Here is a 22,891-nt window from a genome sequence, read left to right as displayed (position 1 = left end):
AAAATCAATACATGTTTTTAAAAAACACCTAAACCGCATGGATTAAGGTTGCGCTATGTTTTTCCACTCAAAATCATGTGGGAAAGTTGAGTTAAAAAATATTCTAAAGGTCTGCTTGATGTTGGATTTGTGTGGATCGGCTCGGATTTATGCCCGCTTGTTATGATAATATCCTTAAAATCTGAATTTTGTCTTTAGACGACTAAATAATGTATTGCTACCGCCATTATTGAGTCTGTTTCTAAAGAAACGACAAATCAAGAAAATACATGGCCAATATATGAGGAGAGTTCAAAGCAGTAATCTCTCTTCCGCGATAATTAAGGGTAAAACAATGTTCGATTATGCACCCGGTATGAGAACCATCATTCGAGACGAGGAATGGATGGTTAAAAAAATTGAAAAGAATAATTTGGGCAATCTAGCTCTGCACTGTATTGGTATTTCCCCTTTGGTCAAGGATAGGGATGTCATTTTCTTAACTGACCTTGAAGATATTAAAATTGTAAATCCCGCTGAAGTTCAGTTAGTTCCTGATACCTCCTCTTATTTTAGAAGAACGCAACTGTACCTTGAAAGCCAATGGCGACAGCAGATCCCGACTGACACAGACTTGCATATCGGGGATAAAGCAGCAATGGATCTGATGCCTTATCAGCTTGAACCTGCGCAGATTTCTCTCCGCAGACCTCGTCAACGTATCTTAATTGCCGATACTGTAGGTCTTGGTAAGACCCTTGAGGCAGGCATTCTTATGAGTGAACTTATTGCTCGAGGCAAGGGAAAAAGAATCCTCGTTGTTACGATTAAGAGTATGATGACACAGTTCCAAAAGGAAATGTGGAATCGCTTCACTATTCCTCTTGTGCGCTTGGATTCCAAAAAGATACAAAATATCCGTACAAAGCTTCCGTCCAACTATAATCCTTTCTTCTATTATGACAAGACCATAGTATCTATTGATACATTGAAGAGAGACGTGGAGTACCGTACCCATCTGGAGAATGCATACTGGGATATTATCGTAATTGATGAGGCACAAAATGTTGCCGAACGTGGTGACCGTCAAGCACAACGCGCAAGGTTAGCCAAACTGCTAGCAGATCGTTCAGATACAATGATCATGTTATCAGCAACTCCTCATGATGGTCGTGCTAAAAGTTTTGCCTCTCTTATGAATATGCTTGATCCAACCGCCATAGCCAATCCTGATGATTACACAAAAGAAGATATCAAAGGATTGTGCGTTCGTCGTTTTAAGAAGGACGTAAAGGACCAAATTAGCGGTTCATTTCTTGAGCGTAGAATTGAGCTTGAGCGGTGCAAGGCGTCTGCAACTGAAGAGTACGCCTACAATTTTTTTGCTGGGATGAGTTTGCAAATGGACCTGAACAAGACGAAGTCTCAGGGGCAACTGTTTAAAACAAGTTTGGAAAAGTCACTTTTTTCAAGTCCTGCAGCTTGCATCAAGAGCATCGATACAAGACTGAATAAGCTGAAAAAGAAATACCCAGAAGATGAAATTCAGGACATAGAAACCCTAGAGACGCTCCGCAATGCATTGATCAAAATCGGACCGGCTGATTTCTCTAGGTATCAGAAACTTTTATCACTTCTTCGCAGTAAGGAATATGGGTGGACTGCCCGGACTGATGACCGTGTTGTTATCTTCACTGAACGCATTGAAACAATGAAGTATCTTGCTGAACAACTTCAAAAAGACCTAAAGCTGAAAAAAGGAGCTATTCAGGAATTATGCGGAGAAATGAGTGAGGTCGAGCAACAGACAATCGTTGAAAATTTTGGACGCGATGATTCATCAATTCGCGTGCTTGTTGCTTCAGATGTGGCATCAGAAGGTCTGAATCTGCATTATCTGAGCCACAGACTTATTCATTTTGATATTCCGTGGTCGCTCATGGTTTTCCAGCAGCGTAATGGTCGTATAGACCGCTATGGTCAGAAACAGCGTCCTGACATTCGCTACATGCTTATTGAAAGTGCCAATCCTCGCATTAAAGGTGATATGCGCATAATTGAGATTCTTATTACGAAAGAGGAACAAGCTTTAAAGAATATTGGAGACCCTGCTCTTCTGCTTGGTAAGTTCTCTGTTGAAGATGAAGAACTCGTTGTTTCCGATATCATTGAAGGAGGTGCTAATGTCTCAGCTTTTGAAGACCTCCTCAATAGCGGCGAGGAAGAATTTGATCCTTTTGAGGCCCTTATGGCCGCTTCTGAAGAAGATAAAGCTCCTGTGTTAGTAAGATCTGATGAAACAATTTTTTCGGATATTGATTATTTGAACCAGGCTTTTGCATTTCTAAATCGTTCAGAAAGCCATCCTGTTGAACGTTTGCAGGCTGTATCAGGTCTAGAAATTATGGTTACACCAGACATGAAAAAACGTCTGACAGCACTTCTTCCTGAAGAAGCTATGCCACAGGGAGATTATATACGACTTTCTGACGATAAAGCGTTTTGTATGTCCGAGATGATGCGATGCATGCAGAACAACATGGCAGAAACAGCATGGCCACAGGTACAGTATCTTTGGAGATTACATCCTCTTTTCACCTGGGTAAATGACAAGTGTGGCCTGCTCTATGGTAGAGGTGAAGCGCCGATTGTTGGGTTGATGGACGTTTTGATGCCATCAGAAACGATCTTTATTGTCACCGGCAGTATTCCGAATAAAAGGTCTACCCCGCTCGTTGATGAGTGGTTTGGACTGTTTTATGAAAATGGAAAATTCAAAGAATTTATTTCCATGAACGAGGTTCTCAAACGTGCAAGTCTGCGTAACGTAGACATTCCGAATAGCAATGCACTTACGCAGGAGAATGTAAGTGAAGCAGCCAGCCTTTTGCCAGATGTAGTGAGCCATGCCCAGGAACACATGCAGATGTTCTTTGAACAGTATTCTGATCGAATAAATCCATTGCTGGATGAGGAATTGGACAAACTTGCATCATTAGAAGAAAAGCATAAGAGCTACCAGCTCTCTCTTTTTGATAGCGAAAGGAAAAAGAGCGAACAGGAACGAATGGTCGATGAACTGTTCGATAAATTCACAAACTGGGTAACGGACACTCTAAGCATTCAGAATAATCCATACATACGGATCGTGACAGTTCTGAAGGGGGTATCGAAATGAGCATGGATTTAACAGGTATTACAAACCAGAACGAATATTATACTAACCATTATTTATCGTCCATCTTTGAGGAGAATGCCTCCGATACCATTTCAAAATGGCGGGCTGAAGCGAAGGATAATGAGAATGTACGAACACCGTGGGCACTGCTCCGAGATGCAGCAAGGCAGTACTATCCTATCCATGATAGATTCCTTCGTTCAAAATTTGACACTCAGACTTTGGTAAATATTCGTACTCTTGCAGACATTTATCTGTCTGCCCTTGGATATCCGGAACCAGAACCAGAGGTTGTCGATATTGATGATAGCATTAAAGTTCCTGTGTATTTAGAACTAAAAAAAATAAACGGTGCTCCTGCACTGTGGGTTCTGCTGGCAACTTCTGAAGATAAGGAAGCTGCTATTTTGGACAAGTACTGCTTCTCCGTACAGGGAATCGCTGAAGACGGTCTAAGCTCTGTATCAAAAGAAAACTTGACAGATATCCCTAATGAGGACCTTATTACTAAAATACTCTTCGGACAGGCAGATCCTCCACGTTTTATCGTTCTTATTGGAATGAACCAGATTGCACTGATTGATCGAAATAAGTGGAATGAAAAGCGTTATCTGCAATTTGAACTGGAAGATATATTCAGTCGCCATGAGGAATCCACATTACAAGCGATGGCCGTACTTCTACACAGGAACAGTCTGTGTCCAGAAGAAGGAACAGCACTACTGGACGAACTAGATGCAAATTCTCAGAAGCATGCCGCTGGGGTATCGCAGGATTTGAAATACGCTTTGCGTGAATGCATAGAACTTCTTGGAAATGAGGTTCTTTATGACATGGCTACGCGTCAAGGACGGGATTTGAATACCGAGCCTGTGGATGCAGGACAACTGACTCTTGAGTGTTTGCGGTATATGTACCGTATGCTTTTTGTGCTGTTTATTGAAGCTCGCCCTGAATTGGGTTATGCACCAATAAAATCACAATCATATTTGACGGGGTATTCGCTGGAGAGCCTCCGCGACATTGCGAATGATATTCGTGATGATGTTGCAGAGGTTGGTAGCGGTTACTATCTGCATGAAACTCTATCTAAACTTTATGACCTTATTTACAACGGCTATCCGGCAACAGAAAAAGAAATTCTGAAATACTCTGAGGAAAAAAGTCTCCACGACATGTTCGTAATCGCCCCATTGAAGGCACATATCTTTGACCCTGAATATACAAAGATGATAACGGCGGCAAAATTGCGCAACAGTGTGATGCTTCGCATTATTGATCTCATGAGTTTAACACGAGAATCTGGCAAGAAGAACGACCGCCGAGGACGTATTTCTTATGCCAACCTCGGTATCAACCAAATGGGCTCCGTTTATGAAGCACTGCTTTCTTACAGAGGATTCATTGCGGAGCAAACCCTGTTTGAGGTAAAGCGTGCCGGTGACAGTTTTAATGAGTTGGATGTTGGATACTTTGTCTCCGAGGAAGAGCTAGATCAGTATACGGAAGATGAACGTGCACGCTATGAGAAGGACGATCCAAATGGAAAGTATAAAAAAGGCCATCTCCGAAAATATGAAAAAGGAACTTTCATTTATCGTCTCGCCGGGCGAGAAAGAGAGAAATCTGCTTCTTACTACACTCCAGAAGTACTGACGAAATGTCTAGTGAAATATGCACTGAAGGAACTATTGAAAGGCAAAACTGCTGATGAGATCCTTCATTTGACTATATGTGAACCGGCCATGGGTTCAGCAGCGTTCTTAAATGAAGGAATTAATCAAATTGCTGAAGCATACCTAGATAAAAAGCAGAAAGAGCTTGGTGAGATGATTCCGGCAGAAAAACGTCTGCAGGAGCTGCAAAAGGTTAAGATGTATATCGCTGACCGTAACGTTTATGGTATTGATTTGAATCCTGTAGCAGTCGAATTAGCAGAAGTTTCTCTGTGGCTTAACACTATATATGAGGGAGGCTTCGTACCATGGTTTGGCACACAGCTTATAAACGGCAACTCTTTGATCGGTGCACGCCGGCAGTGTTACCAAGAGGCAGCTCTTACATCTACATCAAAGGGAATGCGCTGGTATGAAAATGCGCCAGAGCGTGTACCTTTGGGAACGGAACGTAAAAGGCGTCAAGGAAATGCACAAATCTATCATTTCCTGTTGGGCGATCCAGGCATGTGCAGTTATTCCGATAAGGTCATTAAGTCGCTGGCCACTGATAACATTAAGGCAATGGTTGAATGGAACAAAAAGTTCATAGCTCCATATTCCCTTAGTGAGCTTGAAACACTTCGCGGACTATCTGAGGTGATCGATGAACTATGGAATAACCAAGTAAAACTGCGTCAAACAGTGGAGACAGAAACCAGGGATCAACTTTCAGTTTACGGATACAACGACACAATTACTGATTCTCGCACGACTATCAGACAGAAAGACCAAATTTATTCTAAATTGTATAAGTCAGAACACATGAAGAACGCTGGTCCGTATGCCAGATTGAAGTTTGCTATGGACTATTGGTGTGCTTTGTGGTTTTGGCCTATTAATAAAGCAGACCTTCTGCCAAGTCGCAGTGAATTCCTTAATGACTTAAATCTAATCCTTGTAGGCACATTCTCAAACAAAGGTAATAATATCCTAGAGTTCGGCCAGCAGCTCAGTCTGTTCCCGACAGAACAGGATGAACTAATCTGTAAAATAAAAGACCTCTTTCCTGGACAGAATGTTGTGGATGTTGACGAACTCTGTATATTATTTCCAAGACTAGCTTTAGTACATGATATTGCGGAACAGAACCATTTTGTGCATTGGGAATTAGAGTTTGCTGATTTGTTTGCAGAACGTGGTGGGTTTGATCTTGTAATCGGAAATCCACCGTGGATTAAAATAACATGGAATGAGCAAAGCGTGTTAGCAGATCAACAACCTCTTCTTGCTGTAAAAAAATTGACTGCTACTCAAACCGTTCAGAGAAGAACTGAGGCTTTGAATAATAATCATACGAGGAATATTTATTTTGCTGAATATGAAAGTTTGACAGGACAACAATCATATTTGGGGGCCAATCAGAATTATCCGATGTTACATGGAGCGGTTAATCTGTATAAATGTTTTTTACCGCAAGCATGGATGTATACAAACAAATTGGGAACAAGTGCTTTTGTTCACCCTGATGGAGTTTACGATGATCCTTCCGGATGTGATTTGCGTAAAGAAATATTTCCTCGATTAAAATATCATTTTCAGTTTACAAATGAATTAAAACTCTTTGCTGAAATTCATCATAGTACTCATTTCAGTTTAAACATCTATGGTTCTATCGGCAAAATTTCATTTGATACTATAGGAAATCTTTATGCTGTGTCTACAATTAAAGAATGTTATGAGCCGGCTGAGAGTAGCATCATTCCTGGCATAAAAGATGAAAATGATAAGTGGAATACCAGAGGTCATCCTCATAGACGCATTAGAATTACCAAAAAAGAGTTGGAGGTTTTTGCTAGAATTTTTGAAGATGCAGAGGAACAAAAAAATTGGATGTTCACTAAACTACCAACTATGCATTCTAAAGAATTAGTCGAAGTTTTAGAATGTTTCGTTTCGCAAGAACGAACGGTTGGACAATTATCATCTGATGAAGTGTATTCTTCTCCTTGTTGGCATGAAACGAATGCACAGCAAGATGGTACTATTGCATACGATGTAAAATACCCAGAAACAGAGGAGAGTACCATCTATTCTGGCGCTCATATTGGAGTTGCTAATCCCTATTTTAAGACAACTAGAAAAAACTACCGAGTTAATAGTGATTATGACCCCATAGATTTGCTTCAAATATCGGCAGACTATTTGATTAGGGTGAAATATACACCAAATTGCAATATGAACGAGTTCTACAACAGAGCTCCATCAATGCCTTGGGGGAACTATTTGAACCAATATCGACTTGTTCATAGGAGAATGGTTGGATGTACATCGGAAAGGTCTTTTGCAGGAGCAATTTTTCCTAAAGGGTTTTCACATGTAAACACTATTTTTTCTGTGACGCCGAAATCTTTAGACGATTTGTCACTTTTGGCAGGATGTGAAGCTAGTGTACCATATGATTTTTTAGTGAAATGTATAGGAAAAACTGATGTATATTTTGGGACTGTTAGATTGTTTCCTATCCCAAAATCAAAAATGAATAATCAAATTAAATTACGGGCATTACTTCTAAATTGTTTAACTCAATTCTACGCCGATTTATGGTGTAAAGAATGGAATGAAGATTATTTATCATCATCATGGTCAAAGGAGAATATTCGGCTAAAGAAAGATTTTTCTAAGTTGTCCAAAGAATGGAAATGGGAAATACCTTTACGAAGCGATTTTGAAAGAAGGCAAGCACTAGTTGAATTGGATGTTCTAGTTGCAATGGCATTAGGAATGACACTAGAGCAACTTAAAATCATTTACAGAATCCAATTCCCTGTACTTCAATCTTACGAGGCAGACACTTGGTATGATGTAAATGGTCGAATCGTGTTTACTAATAATCGTAGTTTAACAGGGGTGGGTTTTGACCGCAAGGAATGGGAAAATACCGTTAAGAGAGCCACAGCAGGTCAGAAGTTCTATCGCTCCATTACTGATGATACCATGCCAGGTGGCCCCATAGAACGCACCATTGAGTACGTTGCACCTTTTGATCGTTGTGATCGTATAAAGGACTATGAGACTGCTTGGAAGTTCTTTGAAGAAAAGTATGGAAAACACGAGTAGACCTGTAGGAAAGAATAAAAACAAAGGAGGATTGGCACAATGCTACCATCCATACTTGCTAAGCAATTAGAGAAAGGCATCAGAAACTATATTGAAACATCATTTCCGATGTCAAATGCGCCTTTTAAAGGATCAATTCGCAATATGCTGCAAACTAAGGACTCTGTTTATCATGAACCTTATGTTTCCGTTCGGCTTCCTTTTCGTGTTGCTGAGACGATGCCGACATGTTTTAAATCCATTCATCCTGCGTACCTTCCCTATGTTCATCAGCAGACCGCATTTAACAGACTCACAGGAGATGACGGCAGATCGACATTGATTGCAACTGGCACAGGTTCCGGTAAAACGGAGTGTTTCCTGTATCCGATATTGGAGTATTGCTATCGACACCGAGGAGAACAAGGGGTTAAGGCGCTCATTATTTATCCGATGAATGCTTTGGCGACTGACCAGGCAAAGAGAATCGCAGAACTGATATGGTCTAGCCCAGAACTCAAGGGCAATGTGACTGCAGGTATGTATGTGGGTGGACTTCAACAGAATCCAAGTCGTATGATGAGTGAGGATAATGTCATCACCGACCATGAGACGATGCTCGGCAATCCTCCGGATATTCTCCTCACCAATTACAAGATGCTAGATTATTTACTTGTACGCCCAAAAGACGCAGCACTATGGAAAAAGAACAATCCAGATACAATGAAATATATCGCAGTTGATGAACTGCATACCTTTGACGGTGCCCAAGGTACCGACCTTGCATGCTTGCTCCGCAGGTTGAAATCCCGCTTATGGACACCAGGAGGATATCTATGTTGCATCGGTACTTCAGCTACCATGGGCTCAAAGGATAATGGTAAAAGTATCCTTCAATACGCTGAGGAAATTTTTGGTGAGCCTTTTGAAGAAGAGTCCATTGTAACTGAAGATCGTCTTTCTCCTGATGAATTCTTTAAGGGGCAGGATATAACTGACTTTACCATACCGTCAGCAGAACAGATTGCTAAACTTTCGGAACTGGTGGAACAGGATAATGAAGAAGCCTATCTTAGAGAAGCCACATCAGCATGGACAAATCTAAATGATGTTGACGTTATCTCACCAGAAGGACGAATTGCTCTTGGTAAGCATCTGATGCATCACAGTTTTATGCAGGCAATGATTACCTTGATAAAAGGCAAATACCATCAAGTTAGTACTATCATAGAGAAACTGGAAATCAATTATCCAGACCTTAAGAAAATGGGAAATGCCGAGACTGCAATAAATGCATTGCTTGCTCTTATTTCTCACGCCAGATCGGGAAAGCCGAACAGCCTTCGTCCGTTTCTAAATGTCCAAGTGCAACTTTGGATACGGGAGTTACGACGTCTGGTTGCCAAGGTATCCGGCAGTGAGGTTACGTATTCTATAGCTCATGATCTAAATAGCCAACAGGCTAAACAATACCTTCCTGTAGTTAACTGTAGAGATTGCGGTGCAACTGGCTGGACCTCGATTCTTAACGAGCAAATGAATGCAACAATTAATAGCTTAGAGTCCTTCTATAACCTTTTCTTTAAGACAGACGATAAGATTGTCATGATGTTTCCACATGCACATGACAACGCTCCCTCTGGAATGGTTGCAGGACGTATATGCCCTAGTTGCTTGCAATTAAAATTAGGTAAAGATTCACCATCAACCTGTGACAGTTGTGGCACCAATATGGTAGATGTAATTCTACCTAGTCCGATACAAACAACTGGTTCAAAAAGCAATAAACAGTTTGTTTGTCCTTTCTGTGGTTCGAAGCGAGGTCTTTCGATTATGGGACTACGTAGTGCCACAGAGATCAGTACAGAACTATCTTTGCTCTTTGCGTCCAAGTTTAATGATGATAAAAAAACTCTGGCATTTTCTGATAACGTCCAGGATGCTGCTCACAGGGCTGGATTCTTTAATGCCCGTACCTGGCGGTTTGGTTTTAAGACTGCCATTCAACGATATGTTCAAAATGGCGGAGCAAATCTATCTCTTGCTGATTTCTCTAAAGGTTTTATCAAATATTGGCATGAACAGCTTAATGACGAAAGTTTTGTAAGTTTCTTCATTGCCCCAAATATGACATGGATGAGTGCCTATGAAGACATGCTCAAAAAGCGTAAATTTGGAAGAGATGCCAGATCCAAAAAACTGATGGATGATATCGAAAAACGTATTTCATATGAAATCATGTTGGAGTATGGTCTCTCCAGCCGTATTGGCCGCACACTTGAGAAATCAGGTTGTTCCTGTCTATCATTCCCTTCAGACACAGTTCTTAAGGTTGCAGACCTTGTCCATGAGCGAGTCATTAACGAACTTGGCGGGCTTGGTCACACAGGAGCTGAACGGTATGTGCACATGGTAGCTGGATACCTAAAAATCATGGCGCAGAACGGAGCCTTTGCCGATAATGAAGCGTTTTCACTTTTTTGGAAAGAAAATGGCAACACTTATCTGATTTCCAACGACCGAATCAGTTGGATGCCTGGGCGTAAGTCAGGAAGAAATACCCCTCGGTTCATTTATCGTTCTGAAGACCAAAGCAAAAAGAATCCTAACTTTGATACTATTGCCGAAAGGAAATATACAGATTGGATTGCGGCATGCTGTGACGAGATAATTATTGAGACTTCCACATATACTGTAATCAGCAGGATCATCCTTGAGGAATTAGTAAAGGATGGCATTGTAGTAAGCATCCCTGCTACGGCGGGATACACAGTTTATGCTCTTGATAAGAATAATGTTTTCATATCCGATAATGTTATCTTTATGAAGTGCGATACCTGCGGTACCACTCATGTAGTTTCAGCAGAAAACAAAGAGTTCTGGGAAAAATCCTCATGCATTCGGAATACTTGTGCCGGCAGCTTTGTTCAAGACGAATCGTCGTGTCTTGGTTACTATGGTAAATTATTCTCTTCAGGAGATATTGTTCGCATCAATGCAAGAGAACATACAGGGCTTTTGGAACGTGATGACAGAGAGTCTCTAGAATTTGATTTCAAACGCAAAAAAGACACCATGCAGATTTGGGATCCAAATGTATTATCGTGTACTCCAACGCTGGAAATGGGGATTGATATCGGAGACCTTTCCACTGTCATCCTTTGTAGCATGCCTCCTGCTCAGTCTCAGTTTTTGCAACGTACTGGACGTGCTGGTCGTAAAGATGGCAATGCCTTGACATTGGCTGTTGCTGCTGCCAAACCGCACGATTTATATTTCTATGCCGATCCACTGGATATGATGGAAGGCAGCGTAGTTCCGCCAAAGATTTTTTTGAAAGCTTCAGCAGTATTAGAACGTCAGTTTGTAGCGTACTGTATGGATTCCTGGGTAAAACGCGTAGCCACAGAGCAGTCCATTCCTAAGAATGTTAGCTTTGTTCTTGGAAAGTTGGAAAAGCATCCTGTTGATGTATTCCCTTTTAATTTTTTAAATTATGCTCAAAACAATCTTTCACATCTGCTCAACTCATTTATACAACTTTTTGCACAGTTCCTCGATGATACTGCGAGAAATGAACTCAAGACATTTGCACAGGGTGACAAGCTAAAAGAAAGCCCGATGCATATGCGAATATTAGAGGCCTTCAACTCGTTAAAGAATCAAAAGGATTCCTTAACGCAAAGCATTAAACAACTAAAGGATATGGTAAAGGAACTGGAGGCAAAGCCAAAGGATAGTTCCTATGATGAAGAAATAAAAGAACTAAAGGCAGAACAAACAGCTCTTCTCAATGTTGTAAAGGAAATCAATAAGAAAGATATCTTCAACTTCCTGTCAGATGAAGGCCTTTTACCAAACTATGCATTCCCTGAGTCTGGTATTGTCTTAAAAGCAGTACTGTACCGCAAGGATGATGAAACAGAGAAACAGCAAACTAAAAACAAGTATAAAAAATCAGTATACGAGTATAGCCGGTCTGCTTCTGCCGCAATCAGCGAATTTGCGCCAAACAACAGTTTTTATGTTGATGGCAGAAAACTTACAGTTGACCAGGTAGACCTTACCAGTGCGCAATCGGCAAAATGGAGACTATGTCCAAACTGCTCTCATGCCCAAATTGAGGAGGCGGGAAAGAATACATCATGTTGTCCGCGATGTGGAAGCCCAGCATGGGCGGATGCAGGACAGGTTCGGAATATGCTAAAGGTACAGATGGTTTATTCCAACATGGACTACACTAAAAGCCTTATTTCCGATGATAATGATGACCGTTCTAATGTGTTTTATTGCAAACAGCTACTGGTGGATGTGGATGAAGATCATGACATTTCCAGTGCCTATCAAATGGACAATGAGGAATTTTCATTCGGATATGAATTTGTCAAGAAAGCGACTCTCCGTGAAATAAACTTCGGTGAAAGTGATGTAGTTGGTGAGAAACTGACAGTATCCGGTGTTGAGGATGTTCGTAAAGGATTTAAGATTTGCAAATACTGCGGAAAAATCCAGCCTGAACAAGGAAAAAGTATCCATACTTTCTATTGTAAAACAAGAAAGATGCAGGCATTTAATAACGATCCATTTGAAGAGTGTTTATTCCTATACAGGGAATTTGCAACAGAGGCATTGCGTATTCTTATCCCGGCAACAACGATGGATTCCTCAACCGTAAGAACTGAATCCTTTACTGCAGCCTTCATGTTGGGTATGAAGGAGTATTTTGGTAATGTGGATCATCTCAGGGCAACCGTTAGCGAAGTTCCTGTGCCGGACGCAGACTATAGAAAGCAGTATCTTGTGATTTATGATTCCGTTCCGGGCGGTACAGGCTATCTGAAGCAGCTTATGAATGAACAAGGTTCGCTTATCGATATTTTTGAACGAGCCCTTCAGAAATTGGAGCAATGTTCATGTAAGGAAGATCCGCAAAAAGATGGCTGCTATCATTGCCTGTATGCTTACCGGCAGAGCCAGAACATAGGTAATATTTCACGTAGCACGGCCATCCGCATATTGAAATCTATTTTAAGCGGTAAGGATAATTTGGCCAAAATAGAAAAACTTGGCAACATTCCTGTAAACTCATTATTTGATAGTGAGCTAGAAAGACGCTTTATAGAGGCAATTGCCCAAATGGGTAACGAGAACCGCAAAGTTGAGATATCCAAGTCACTGGTTAATGATAAGGAAGGCTACATCCTTAAGGTGAATGGAGCCTCATGGGAGATTGAGCCACAAGTGACACTGGGACCTTTACAAGGAGTCTCTATACAGAGTAAACCCGACTTTATTATTCGGCAAATAGGACGCTCGGATAAGTTGCCTATAGCTATTTTCACGGATGGCTTTATCTACCATAAAGACAAGGTTGCGGATGATACCTTAAAGAGAGAGGCAATTCGCAGAAGCGGAAGATACCGTGTATGGTCTTTAAGTTGGCGCGACGTTCAGTCTGTTTTCCAGACACAGGGCGACTATGCCACACGGACTCTTGCCCACGAAAAAATGCCGTCTGGTGCAAAGATGTATCAACCAACCGTTGGTAAAGCTGATGTTCTGAAGCCAGGAAAAATGTCTACATTTGAACTACTTATGCGATATTTGGACATGGACGACGCACAGGATTTGTTTGAGAAACAGGCTCGAGCATATTCACTCTCCCTTTTGGAACCATCCAAGGCGGCTAACAGCCTTGCTTTTGTTGATTGGAATGATGCTGTGTGCAGAGCAAATAGTCAAGTTCATTTCACTGAAGAAGAATTTGTCCAACCGGGAACGTTCTTCGGAACTTGGGTTCCGAGAAGTTCTGACTCTCACTTCTATGTTTATGCCGGAATTTTGGCGTCAAGAATGAAGGTAGATAAAAATTCGCCGGTGACTGTTCTTGCATTGCTTGATGACCGAGCAGACAGTAGAACGGATAAATACGAACAGGAATGGAATGGCTTCTGGCAGTTTTTTAATGTGATGCAATTTAGCAAAAGCTTTGTTGCCGTATGCAGCACTGGTTTGGATAACCATGCATATATACCATTGCCGTATGGGCAGACTGACACTGTCGCAGAGGATACAGCTCCTTCTGAAGAACCAGAGGAAGGCTGGGATGAAATCCGTAAGATGCTCTTTGATGATACTGTAGTAAAAATTGCCGATGCACTTGAAGAAAAAGGCATTATAGCTCCTGAAAAAGCGGGATATGAGTTAGCTGATGATTCAGGAGAAGTCATCGCAGAAGTTGAGCTGGCATGGATAAAACTCAAAATAGGATTCATGACAGAGGCACAGATGGTAGACCGTGAAAAGGCAGAGAATGCCGGATGGAAAATATTTATCAATACTGATGAGATCGACACAATTTTCAATGAGGTTGTAATACATGTCAGAGAACACAACTAAGGTCGCAATTTCTGCTGACTTTTTGACGGCCTTTGCTGCTTTACCAAGACAAATTCAGGGGAAAGTTACTGAGTTTATGAACAAGTTCCGTAACGATCCGAATTCCCCTGGGATCAATTATGAGAAACTGAATGCCTGTCGGGATAAGAAAATCTGCTCAGTGCGAATCGATAACACATACAGAGGTATTGTAGTAAGGCAGCAAGAGACTGGAGTTTATCTGCTCCTGTGGGTAGATCATCATGACGAAGCATATGCTTGGGCTAAGAATAAAAAGTGTGAAATCAATCCAAAGACTGGTGCGATCCAGATTTACGATATGGTCATCGCACCTGAGGTTATTCCTGCAGCACAGGACTTTTGCTTGTTTTCTGAAATATCCGATAAAGACCTGGTGGAACTTGGCCTGCCGGAAGAGTTGATTCCGTTCGCAAGAACTATCGTAGACGCACAGGAATTTTATTCTAAGAAGAACATCTTTCCTGCAGACTCTTTTGAAGCCCTTTCATGGATCGCAGAAGGCTTCCCACTGGATGAAGTTAAGACACTGGTTAAGCATGAAGAAATCAATGTATCAGACAGTTTTGCAGATGCTCTTGACAGCCCAGAAACATTGAAGTCGTTTGTGGTTGTTGATGGAGAAGATGAACTGCGACGAATTATGGCGGAGCCGTTGGAGAAATGGCGTGTTTTCCTGCATCCTACTCAGCGGAAAATTGTTAAGAAAAGTTACTCTGGGGCAGCCCGTGTTCTTGGAGGTGCTGGCACAGGGAAAACGGTAGTAGCAATGCATCGTGCAAAACAATTGGCAACATGTTTAAAAGATAAGGAGCGTATTCTTTTCACAACATATACGGCTAACCTTGCCTCAGACATAAAAGATAATCTTCGAAAAATTTGCACGCTAGACGAACTTCGAAGAATAGATGTCATCAACCTCGATGCCTGGGTTGTCCAGTTCCTTCGTGAACATGGCTACCCAGCTGAGATTGCATACGACGAAAAAATTACAAAAATTTGGGAAGATGCCGTGGCTATTAATGACGTTAGTGACGAATTTCCTGTTAGCTTTTATGAGGATGAATACACCAGAGTTGTTGTGGCTCAGGAGGCTTTCTCTCTTGAAAAATACATCAAAGCCACAAGAACAGGACGAGGCGTCAGACTAGACAGGAAGACTCGCATGCAGATCTGGAAGGTGTTTGAAGCATACCAGAACATAATGAAAGAGCGTCAGGTTCGGGATATAAATACGGCCATGTACGAATGTCGAATGCTTTTATTAAAGTCTAATTCCGAGACTAGATACAAGCATGTGATTGTTGATGAAGGTCAGGATTTAAGCGTTAATGGTTTCAGACTTCTGCGTGCCATTGCCGGTGATGAGCATGAGAATGATATTTTTATTGTTGGAGATGCTCATCAACGCATATATAAAAACAAGGCATCTCTTTCCAAGGGGGGAATTAATGTCCGTGGACGCAGTAGTATTCTTCGCATTAATTACCGTACCACTGAGGAAATTAGGAAGGCTGCCTTTGCACTTTTGAACGGTATTTCTTTTGATGACCTTGATGATGAGTTTGATACAGGAGACCGCTGTCAGTCTCTGACTCATGGTCAAGCTCCGGAAGTTAATCGATTCACCAATGCCAACGAGGAATTTGATTATGTTCTTAAGGAAATTAAAGGATTGATTGACAGTGGAGTCGCTGCGAAGAATATCTGTGTTGTGGCAAGGACCCACAAACTACTTGACGATTATATTTCTCAATTCACTTCAAATGGAATTCGTTGCTATGAGATCAAGGGCAACAGAGCTGATGACCGTGGTCTTGACGGCATCCGCGTTGCCACCATGCATCGCGTTAAAGGGTTGGAATTTCAGTATATCTTTATTGTCGCAGCCAATAAACGGATTATCCCTTTAGCATCAGCTGTCGAGTATACAGATTCAGTAAGTACCCAGGAAAGACTCACGGCTGAAAAATGTCTACTGTATGTAGCTTTAACCAGAGCACAAAAATGTGCCTACGTGAGTGGATACGGTCAGATGTCGGAATTTCTCAACTAAAGTTTTTCGAAGCATAATTTATCCTATGGGTTAACGTTTAGCCCATAGGATATTTAACGAATTTAAATAGCTTTTTTATAATCAATCATTTTGATCGTTATCTATATTTTTAATATAAAGCTCTGTAATAGCTTTATATTCTTCTTCTGAAATAATTCCTCTTAGATACTTCTTTCTGGTATCTATAAATTTATACAAAAAATTATTAATTTTTGCATTCTTTCTTACATAATTTCCAGTATATCTAAATTCGTCAAGTTTATTATCTACAGCATATTCATCTAAATAGTCCGGTATTTGCTCGTAAGTCGAAAAGTAAAAGGCATCATATTTAAAAACTTTGGTTTTATTTGAATGTTCAGGAGAATATTCAGGGTTATCTTGCTCCCACACATTTTCATTCTTTTCGTATCTAAACGTAGTAATAACGTCGGAAGATATTAAATCCACAATGAATTTGCAAATATCTTTAATTGAATAATCTTTTGCTTTTTTCTCTCTTCCTAGTAATTCATCTACAGACGTTTCAAAAACATCTGCCAACCTGCAAACCTGCTCTAAAGTAAAACCACCACCTTCTTTTAAATGCTTACAGACATTTGACTGTTGCATACCTATTTTTTGTCCGAGTTCTTCCTGGGTCCATCCCCTATTTTTTCTTAAAGTATCAATATTCTTTTTTAGAATATTGAAATTATGATTTTTCATATCTGTATTACCGTTTGTCATACTGTTATTCCATATTGTCATAAATATTCTAATTAAACATGTAAATGTAATATTGGAATATATCTTACCCCAAAATGTACAATTCTACTATCGAAATTCACCGAGATTGATCACAAATTCAATCTTGAATTCGTAATGGAAAGTACCGGAAACGGTACCGGTAATTTTTTAATTTCATTGTCCATAAGGCGCCAAAGGACTAAGGATTGTAAATTGGAACTTAAGATTAGTTACGAAAATGGGTACCAGACCATCAGTCTGGATGATGCAGCAACAGAAGCGCTCTGGGTGGCTCTTTCCGTGGAGGATGAAGATCTCGGGAAGGATGAGAAAAGCATTCAGGAGGCTTTTGAGAAGCAGTTCAACCGTCCTGACTACAACAACTGGCATACGTTCGACCAACACAGCGATTATAACGTTGATGTCAGCGGTGAACATTTTTTGTCTCCTTTCTATAACCCCGAGGAGGAACTCGATGCTGAGGAAAGATACGCAAGTGTATGTCGTCTGATTAGGGAATGCCTTAAACCGGAATGGGCTGAACTAGTTATTGCCGTAAACATTGATGGCGAAAGCATACGTGACTATGCAGACAGGATCGGTGAATCCGAGAACAACCTCTCCCAGAAACGGAAACGCGCCGAAAAAAAATTAAAAGAAATTCTCGAAAAACGTCAGATTTAACTCTTTCCCGTGGCTAATAGATGTGGGGGCAGGGCACCCCACTATTTACTAATTAAGGATTTTTTATGACAAAAACTTTTAGACCAATCGTGTACCTGTGTAACAGCGGCACAGGTGACACCGAGCAATACTGCCGCTTTGCTTTAAAGCAAGGGCAAATTCCGCTGTCCCCACTATCGATTATGACAGCAGTCCAGGATGAAGATCTTAAGACACACATCAGTTCTGTCCTTTTGGGTAAGTGCAACAAGCTTTGGGTATTCGGTGACACCATTACCGCTGGGCTGAAGGCTGAATTTAACGTGGCCAAGAGACGCAGACAGCCGATTCGTTATTTTGACAGTTTTATGAATGAGGTAAAGAAATATGACTAATTTAAAACCTATTGAAACAGAATACAAAGGATACCGTTTCCGTTCAAGACTAGAAGCCCGATGGGCCGTTTTCTTTGACTCCTGCGGGGTTGAGTGGGAATACGAACCAGAAGGCTTCGATTTAGGAGACGGAATCAAATATCTCCCAGACTTCAGGTTGCACGGAGTAACTTTGAACCACAGTTCGAAGGCTGAGAATCGCTGCATTTACGTAGAAGTTAAAGGCCAGATGAATGATAGAGATGCAGAAAAAATCAATCGATTTCACGCGCAAGGAGGAGGCATTTTAGTTGTCGGCAACATCCCTAATGGGGTTAATGTTGATGAACTCATAGACAGCATGGATTGTGCTTCTAGAGGCAATAAACCGGGATGGCCTGAGTTTTATAACTTTGAGACCATCGATAGTGATAATTTCGGTGCGTACCCAGGAGTAGATGAAAGCGGAACATTTAATCTGTTCGGTGCTGACTATTCCTACTTAAGTCAAATGGATGAAGAAGCTACGGAGAAGGCTTACAGAGCCGCCAGACAGAAAAGATTTGAATTTGGTGAAAAAGGAGGACTTTAATGAGAGATTTGGCAATCGCCTACGGCAACTGCCGTCAGGCCAAAACCTGGGTTAATAAAACTATCAGATACACTGATTTGAAGAATCGACTGAGAACAACTACCCACACCACGGAATCAGCCGAAGAATACGCCAGAATGTCTAAGGCTCAGAGAGACGCTGCCAAGGACCATGGTGGTTTTGTTGCCGGCGTTCTCGCCGATGGCAGACGTAAGGTTGAAACGGTTGAATTCAGGTCTATGATTACGTTGGACGGAGATCGTATCGATAAGGAAATACTGGAAAACTTTGAGACCAGAACGCCTTATACATCGTGCCTCTACACCACCCACAGCCACACTCCTGATAATCCAAGAGCACGACTGCTGTTTCCATTAACTCGTGACGTGCCCCCGGAGGAATTTGTGGCAGTATCCAGATATCTGGCGCAGGAACTCGGTATCGACTTTTTCGATGAATGCTCCTATCAGCCGAATCAGCTGATGTACTGGCCGTCTACACCGAGTAACGGTATTTATATTTTTAAGGAAGCTGAAAAGGAATGGCTGAATCCGGATACACTGCTCTGCTCTCATCCGGAATGGACAGATCCAACTCGACTGCCAACATCATCCCGCGAAAGCAAGGCTAATCAGATATCCGATAAGAAGGTTCAGGATCCTCTTACAAAGGATGGCGTTGTGGGACTCTTTAACAGAGTGTATTTTCCTGTTTCCAAAGCCCTGGAAACTATTCTCTCAGACGTCTATGAGCCTACTGAAAATAATAACCGCTGGCATTTCATAGAATCCGGCAGTATGGCCGGCGTGGTAATTCAGGATGACAAATTCGTGTATTCCCACCATGCTAAAGATCCGGCCTACCTGAAGCTCCGCAATGCCTTTGATATTGTCAGGGTTCATCGGTTCGGAGACATGGATGAGAAGGAATCCTTTAAGGCTATGTGCGACTTTGCCATGCAGCTTGATGACGTAAAGCTACAGGCAGCCAATGAACGTTTGTCTGAGGCAGAGCAGGATTTCAGCGACGATTCAGACTGGAAAAAGCAGCTTAAATACAAGCCCCGCAGTACCGAGCTTCAGAACTCCACCTATAACCTAAGACTGATTCTTGAGAACGATCCGAACCTGAAAGACATTGTCTTCAATAAGCTGGCTGACGGTATGGAAATCAAAGGAGCAGTACCTTGGCAGCATCCAGCCAAGTTTTGGCGTGACGCTGATGATGCACAGCTTATCTGCTACATAGAAGACCACTATGGCACGTTCTCTCAAAGGAACTTTGACATAGCGGTAACCAAGGTCGCCGATGACAGAAGCTACCACCCGATTAAGCAGTATTTTGAGAGTCTGCCGGAGTGGGATGGCACCAAGCGTGTCGATACGCTGTTTATTGATTACCTCGGTGCGGAAGACAACGCCTACATCCGGGCAGTATGCCGTAAAACCTTATGCGCAGCCTATATGAGGGTGTATGTCCCGGGGATCAAGTTTGACAATATCCCTGTCTTCAATGGTGCTCAGGGTATTGGTAAATCCACCTTCATTGCCAATATTGGCATGGAGTGGTTTTCCGACAGTCTGGCTCTTTCGGATATGAATGATAAGACAGCTGCCGAAAAGCTTCAGGGTTATTGGATCCACGAAATCAGTGAACTTGCCGGTATGAAAAAAGCCGATCTGGATAAGGTTAAGGCGTTTGTCTCCCGACGTGATGATAAGTACCGGGCCTCCTTCGGACGTCGTGTTACTCCTCATCCAAGGCAATGTGTCTTTTTCGGGACCACCAACAGTGAAAACGGCTACTTAAGGGATATCACCGGTAACCGCAGATTCTGGAATGTGAAGGTAAGTGGCTACAGTAAGTTCAAGCCCTGGGATATGACCAAAGAGCTCGTCGACCAAATCTGGGCTGAGGTCAGTCTGATAGCCAGAGATGAGCCGTTATTTTTACCGCGAGAGTTGGAGGCCTACGCCCAGGTTGAACAACGTGAAGCCATGGAGCAGGACGACCTTGAAGGCTTGGTTACCCGATACCTTGAGATTCTCCTGCCTAAAAACTGGGAAACGATGGAGCTTCATCAGCGACGGAATTTCATTCAGGATCCGCAAGGACCTCTCAGTGCAAAGGGTACAGAGCAACGACAGACCGTAACCAATATTGAAATATGGTGTGAGTGCTTTGGCAAGCCAAAGGAGGATATCAAATCTGCCGACAGTTACGCCATTGGCGCAATCATGGCCCGCCTGAGTGACTGAGAAAGAACTGCCAAATTTACCAGAAGTCCGATCTACGGAAAGCAGCGAATTTACCGGCGTAAATCGTAGCCCCCCTAGAACAAGTACAAGAGGAACAGATCATGTTGTTACCTGTTCCTCTTCAAAGTCCTTTCAAATAAGGACATAACGGTACAAGTTGCAACAAGAGAACAAGAATTTCTATATAGCACAAATAAATAAGTATTTTTATATAAATAGCGTGAGCGTACCCGCGTAAACGCATATATACGCGCGTAATAGGATTTTTTGTGCTTGTTGTTCCTAAGGATTTGATTATGAAAGAAACAGAAATCGAAAAGAAACTGGTGAGAACAGTTAAAACCAAGGGAGGCATTGCACCCAAATTCGTATCTCCCGGTATGGCAGGTATGCCTGACCGACTGGTGCTTCTTCCCGGTGGTGTATTTGCCTTTGCAGAGCTTAAAGCCCCTGGTATGAAACCTAGACCTCTTCAGCTTGCAAGGCACCGTATGCTGATGAGCTTAGGCTTTAAAGTGTATGTGATTGACGGAATTGAACAGATTGACGAGGTGCTGAATGAACTTTAAACCTCATGATTACCAGAACTATGCCATTGAGTACATCAAGAAAAACCCGGTTACTGCCGTATTCTTATCCATGGGCCTCGGGAAAACGATCATTTCCCTCACCGCCATTGCTGACCTGATGTTTGATTCCTTTGATGTACATAAGGTTTTAATAATTGGGCCTCTCAGAGTAGCTAGAGACTCATGGCCTATGGAAATTGGCAAGTGGGAGCACTTAAAACATCTCACCTATGCAGTAGCTGTAGGAACTTTGACTGAGCGCAGAGCTGCACTGGCCATGAACGCAGACATTACCATTATCAACCGGGAGAACGTCCAGTGGTTGGTTGAAAGCGGTAATTTTAACTACGACATGGTGGTAGTTGATGAGCTTTCCTCCTTCAAGAACCACACCACCAAACGCTTTAGGGCACTCATGAAAGTTCGTCCAAAGGTTAAGCGTATTGTCGGACTTACCGGCACTCCATCATCAAACGGCCTAATGGACTTATGGTCTGAGTTTAGATTGCTGGATATGGGAGAACGTCTGGGAAAGTTCATCACGAGATACAGATGTTAAACGATCGTAAAAGTTGACCACCTAAACGAATTAAAGTTGACACCTAGAGATTATACCTATTTATCGTTTTCTTCCAGTAATTTTTCTTTTCTTGCGGACATAAGTCTATAACTGTCAAATTTTTAGGTTCATAAAGAACTAAATTTCAAGGTGAATATAACAACTGCAGCTGCGATTATATCCTGCTGTTTTATCATTCACTTCTAAAACGCTCCCGGGCAGTTCATTTCTAACCGTCCATGCCTTTAACCGACAAGAAGTTTACTGGTCTTTTTCAGGAATTTCGAAGGAATAGGATCTTCAAGTCTCCATATGATGCTCATTGGTTTATTGCCGGTATGCGATACGTAATTTGCTTTTCCAAGGAATGTATAGCTTTCGGTAAATCCGCTGACAGCCGTATTTTTTCTTTCCCTCACAAAGAGAAGTATCGTGTTTCCCGTGGCGGCATGATTAATATACCTCATACCTGTTGCGCTGGTATCGCCTGTAGTACTCTGACTCTGCCAGTGAAAGAGATTCTCGTTTATGGAATAGTCCTTGTACATGGTTGTAGGTGAGTAGTCCCTGTCACTCTTGTTAAAAGTCACCAGAAAGATATCCGTTTTACAGTCATCAAAATACTTCACGCCTTCACGCATATTACCTACATTGTAATAGTCAAAGGCAACCAGAATCTGATTTCTGCTGTATGTACAGTACAGATCCAGCGGCAGATCCTTATCATCAAGAACAGGCCTGTCAACAAAGTCTATTCGGCTGA

The 22,891-nt window shown here is 41.9% G+C and carries 12 protein-coding genes; 10 read left to right on the top strand and 2 right to left on the bottom strand.

Features of this window, described 5'->3' with window-relative positions:
- The first annotated feature begins 334 nt into the window (after window positions 1–334).
- The 4 genes from T489_RS0109190 to T489_RS0109175 are packed head-to-tail and all read left to right on the top strand — an operon-like array spanning window position 335 to window position 16,384.
- Window positions 335–3,157, top strand: a complete 2,823-nt coding sequence (locus T489_RS0109190) for a DEAD/DEAH box helicase (protein WP_031579753.1) — start codon at window positions 335–337, stop codon at window positions 3,155–3,157.
- Window positions 3,154–7,932: a class I SAM-dependent DNA methyltransferase gene (locus tag T489_RS0109185; protein WP_198020455.1), complete on the top strand. Its 4,779-nt coding sequence runs from the start codon at window positions 3,154–3,156 to the stop codon at window positions 7,930–7,932. The genes T489_RS0109190 and T489_RS0109185 overlap by 4 nt, the downstream gene beginning before the upstream one ends.
- Before the next feature lie 39 nt (window positions 7,933–7,971).
- A complete protein-coding gene (locus T489_RS0109180) occupies window positions 7,972–14,310 on the top strand; it encodes a DEAD/DEAH box helicase (RefSeq protein WP_051621960.1) in 6,339 nt (2,112 codons plus the stop codon).
- Window positions 14,291–16,384: a UvrD-helicase domain-containing protein gene (locus T489_RS0109175; RefSeq protein WP_031579750.1), complete on the top strand. Its 2,094-nt coding sequence runs from the start codon at window positions 14,291–14,293 to the stop codon at window positions 16,382–16,384. Before T489_RS0109180 ends, T489_RS0109175 begins: the two co-directional genes overlap by 20 nt.
- A gap of 81 nt (window positions 16,385–16,465) precedes the next feature.
- Here the strand turns inward: T489_RS0109175 and T489_RS14390 are convergent, their stop codons facing one another.
- Complete coding sequence (locus T489_RS14390) at window positions 16,466–17,113, bottom strand: helix-turn-helix transcriptional regulator (RefSeq protein WP_051621958.1); 648 nt, start codon at window positions 17,111–17,113, stop codon at window positions 16,466–16,468.
- A 213-nt stretch (window positions 17,114–17,326) separates the two neighbouring features.
- On the opposite strand from T489_RS14390, the gene T489_RS0109165 reads away from it, so the two are divergent.
- The 6 genes from T489_RS0109165 (at window position 17,327) to T489_RS0109140 (ending at window position 22,128) form a co-directional block, all read left to right on the top strand.
- The gene (locus T489_RS0109165; RefSeq protein WP_031579748.1) at window positions 17,327–17,797 is read left to right on the top strand and encodes an RNA polymerase sigma factor; all 471 of its coding nucleotides are present in this window, start codon (window positions 17,327–17,329) and stop codon (window positions 17,795–17,797) included.
- 65 nt (window positions 17,798–17,862) lie between these two features.
- The gene (locus tag T489_RS14950; protein ID WP_157608176.1) at window positions 17,863–18,171 is read left to right on the top strand and encodes a DUF7768 domain-containing protein; all 309 of its coding nucleotides are present in this window, start codon (window positions 17,863–17,865) and stop codon (window positions 18,169–18,171) included.
- Entirely contained in the window at window positions 18,164–18,742 is a 579-nt protein-coding gene (locus tag T489_RS0109155; RefSeq protein ID WP_031579746.1) for a PDDEXK family nuclease, read from the top strand. The genes T489_RS14950 and T489_RS0109155 overlap by 8 nt, the downstream gene beginning before the upstream one ends.
- Entirely contained in the window at window positions 18,742–21,000 is a 2,259-nt protein-coding gene (locus T489_RS13690) for a virulence-associated E family protein (protein WP_198020454.1), read from the top strand. Before T489_RS0109155 ends, T489_RS13690 begins: the two co-directional genes overlap by 1 nt.
- A 296-nt stretch (window positions 21,001–21,296) precedes the next feature.
- The gene (locus T489_RS0109145; protein ID WP_031579745.1) at window positions 21,297–21,569 is read left to right on the top strand and encodes a PDDEXK family nuclease; all 273 of its coding nucleotides are present in this window, start codon (window positions 21,297–21,299) and stop codon (window positions 21,567–21,569) included.
- A complete protein-coding gene (locus tag T489_RS0109140; protein WP_031579744.1) occupies window positions 21,559–22,128 on the top strand; it encodes an SNF2-related protein in 570 nt (189 codons plus the stop codon). Before T489_RS0109145 ends, T489_RS0109140 begins: the two co-directional genes overlap by 11 nt.
- A gap of 245 nt (window positions 22,129–22,373) precedes the next feature.
- Here the strand turns inward: T489_RS0109140 and T489_RS13685 are convergent.
- Window positions 22,374–22,891, bottom strand: a 518-nt coding sequence (locus T489_RS13685; protein WP_037319459.1) for a DUF3427 domain-containing protein, incomplete at its 5' end; no start/stop codon positions are given.

It is taken from the genome of Ruminobacter sp. RM87, from assembly GCF_000701925.1.
In the GTDB taxonomy this organism is placed as follows: Bacteria; Pseudomonadota; Gammaproteobacteria; order Enterobacterales; family Succinivibrionaceae; genus Ruminobacter; species Ruminobacter amylophilus.
Note: the sequence above shows the minus strand (reverse complement) of the source record. Positions and strands in the feature narration are given on the sequence as shown.

What these genes read in the sequence shown, in the direction of transcription:
- T489_RS0109190 (WP_031579753.1), top strand. Translation starts at nt 335, where the DNA reads ATGTTCGATTATGCACCCGGTATGAGAACCATCATTCGAGACGAGGAA.
- T489_RS0109185 (WP_198020455.1), top strand. Translation starts at nt 3,154, where the DNA reads ATGAGCATGGATTTAACAGGTATTACAAACCAGAACGAATATTATACT.
- T489_RS0109180 (WP_051621960.1), top strand. Translation starts at nt 7,972, where the DNA reads ATGCTACCATCCATACTTGCTAAGCAATTAGAGAAAGGCATCAGAAAC.
- T489_RS0109175 (WP_031579750.1), top strand. Translation starts at nt 14,291, where the DNA reads ATGTCAGAGAACACAACTAAGGTCGCAATTTCTGCTGACTTTTTGACG.
- T489_RS14390 (WP_051621958.1), bottom strand. Translation starts at nt 17,113, where the DNA reads ATGACAAACGGTAATACAGATATGAAAAATCATAATTTCAATATTCTA.
- T489_RS14950 (WP_157608176.1), top strand. Translation starts at nt 17,863, where the DNA reads ATGACAAAAACTTTTAGACCAATCGTGTACCTGTGTAACAGCGGCACA.
- T489_RS0109155 (WP_031579746.1), top strand. Translation starts at nt 18,164, where the DNA reads ATGACTAATTTAAAACCTATTGAAACAGAATACAAAGGATACCGTTTC.
- T489_RS13690 (WP_198020454.1), top strand. Translation starts at nt 18,742, where the DNA reads ATGAGAGATTTGGCAATCGCCTACGGCAACTGCCGTCAGGCCAAAACC.
- T489_RS0109145 (WP_031579745.1), top strand. Translation starts at nt 21,297, where the DNA reads ATGAAAGAAACAGAAATCGAAAAGAAACTGGTGAGAACAGTTAAAACC.
- T489_RS0109140 (WP_031579744.1), top strand. Translation starts at nt 21,559, where the DNA reads ATGAACTTTAAACCTCATGATTACCAGAACTATGCCATTGAGTACATC.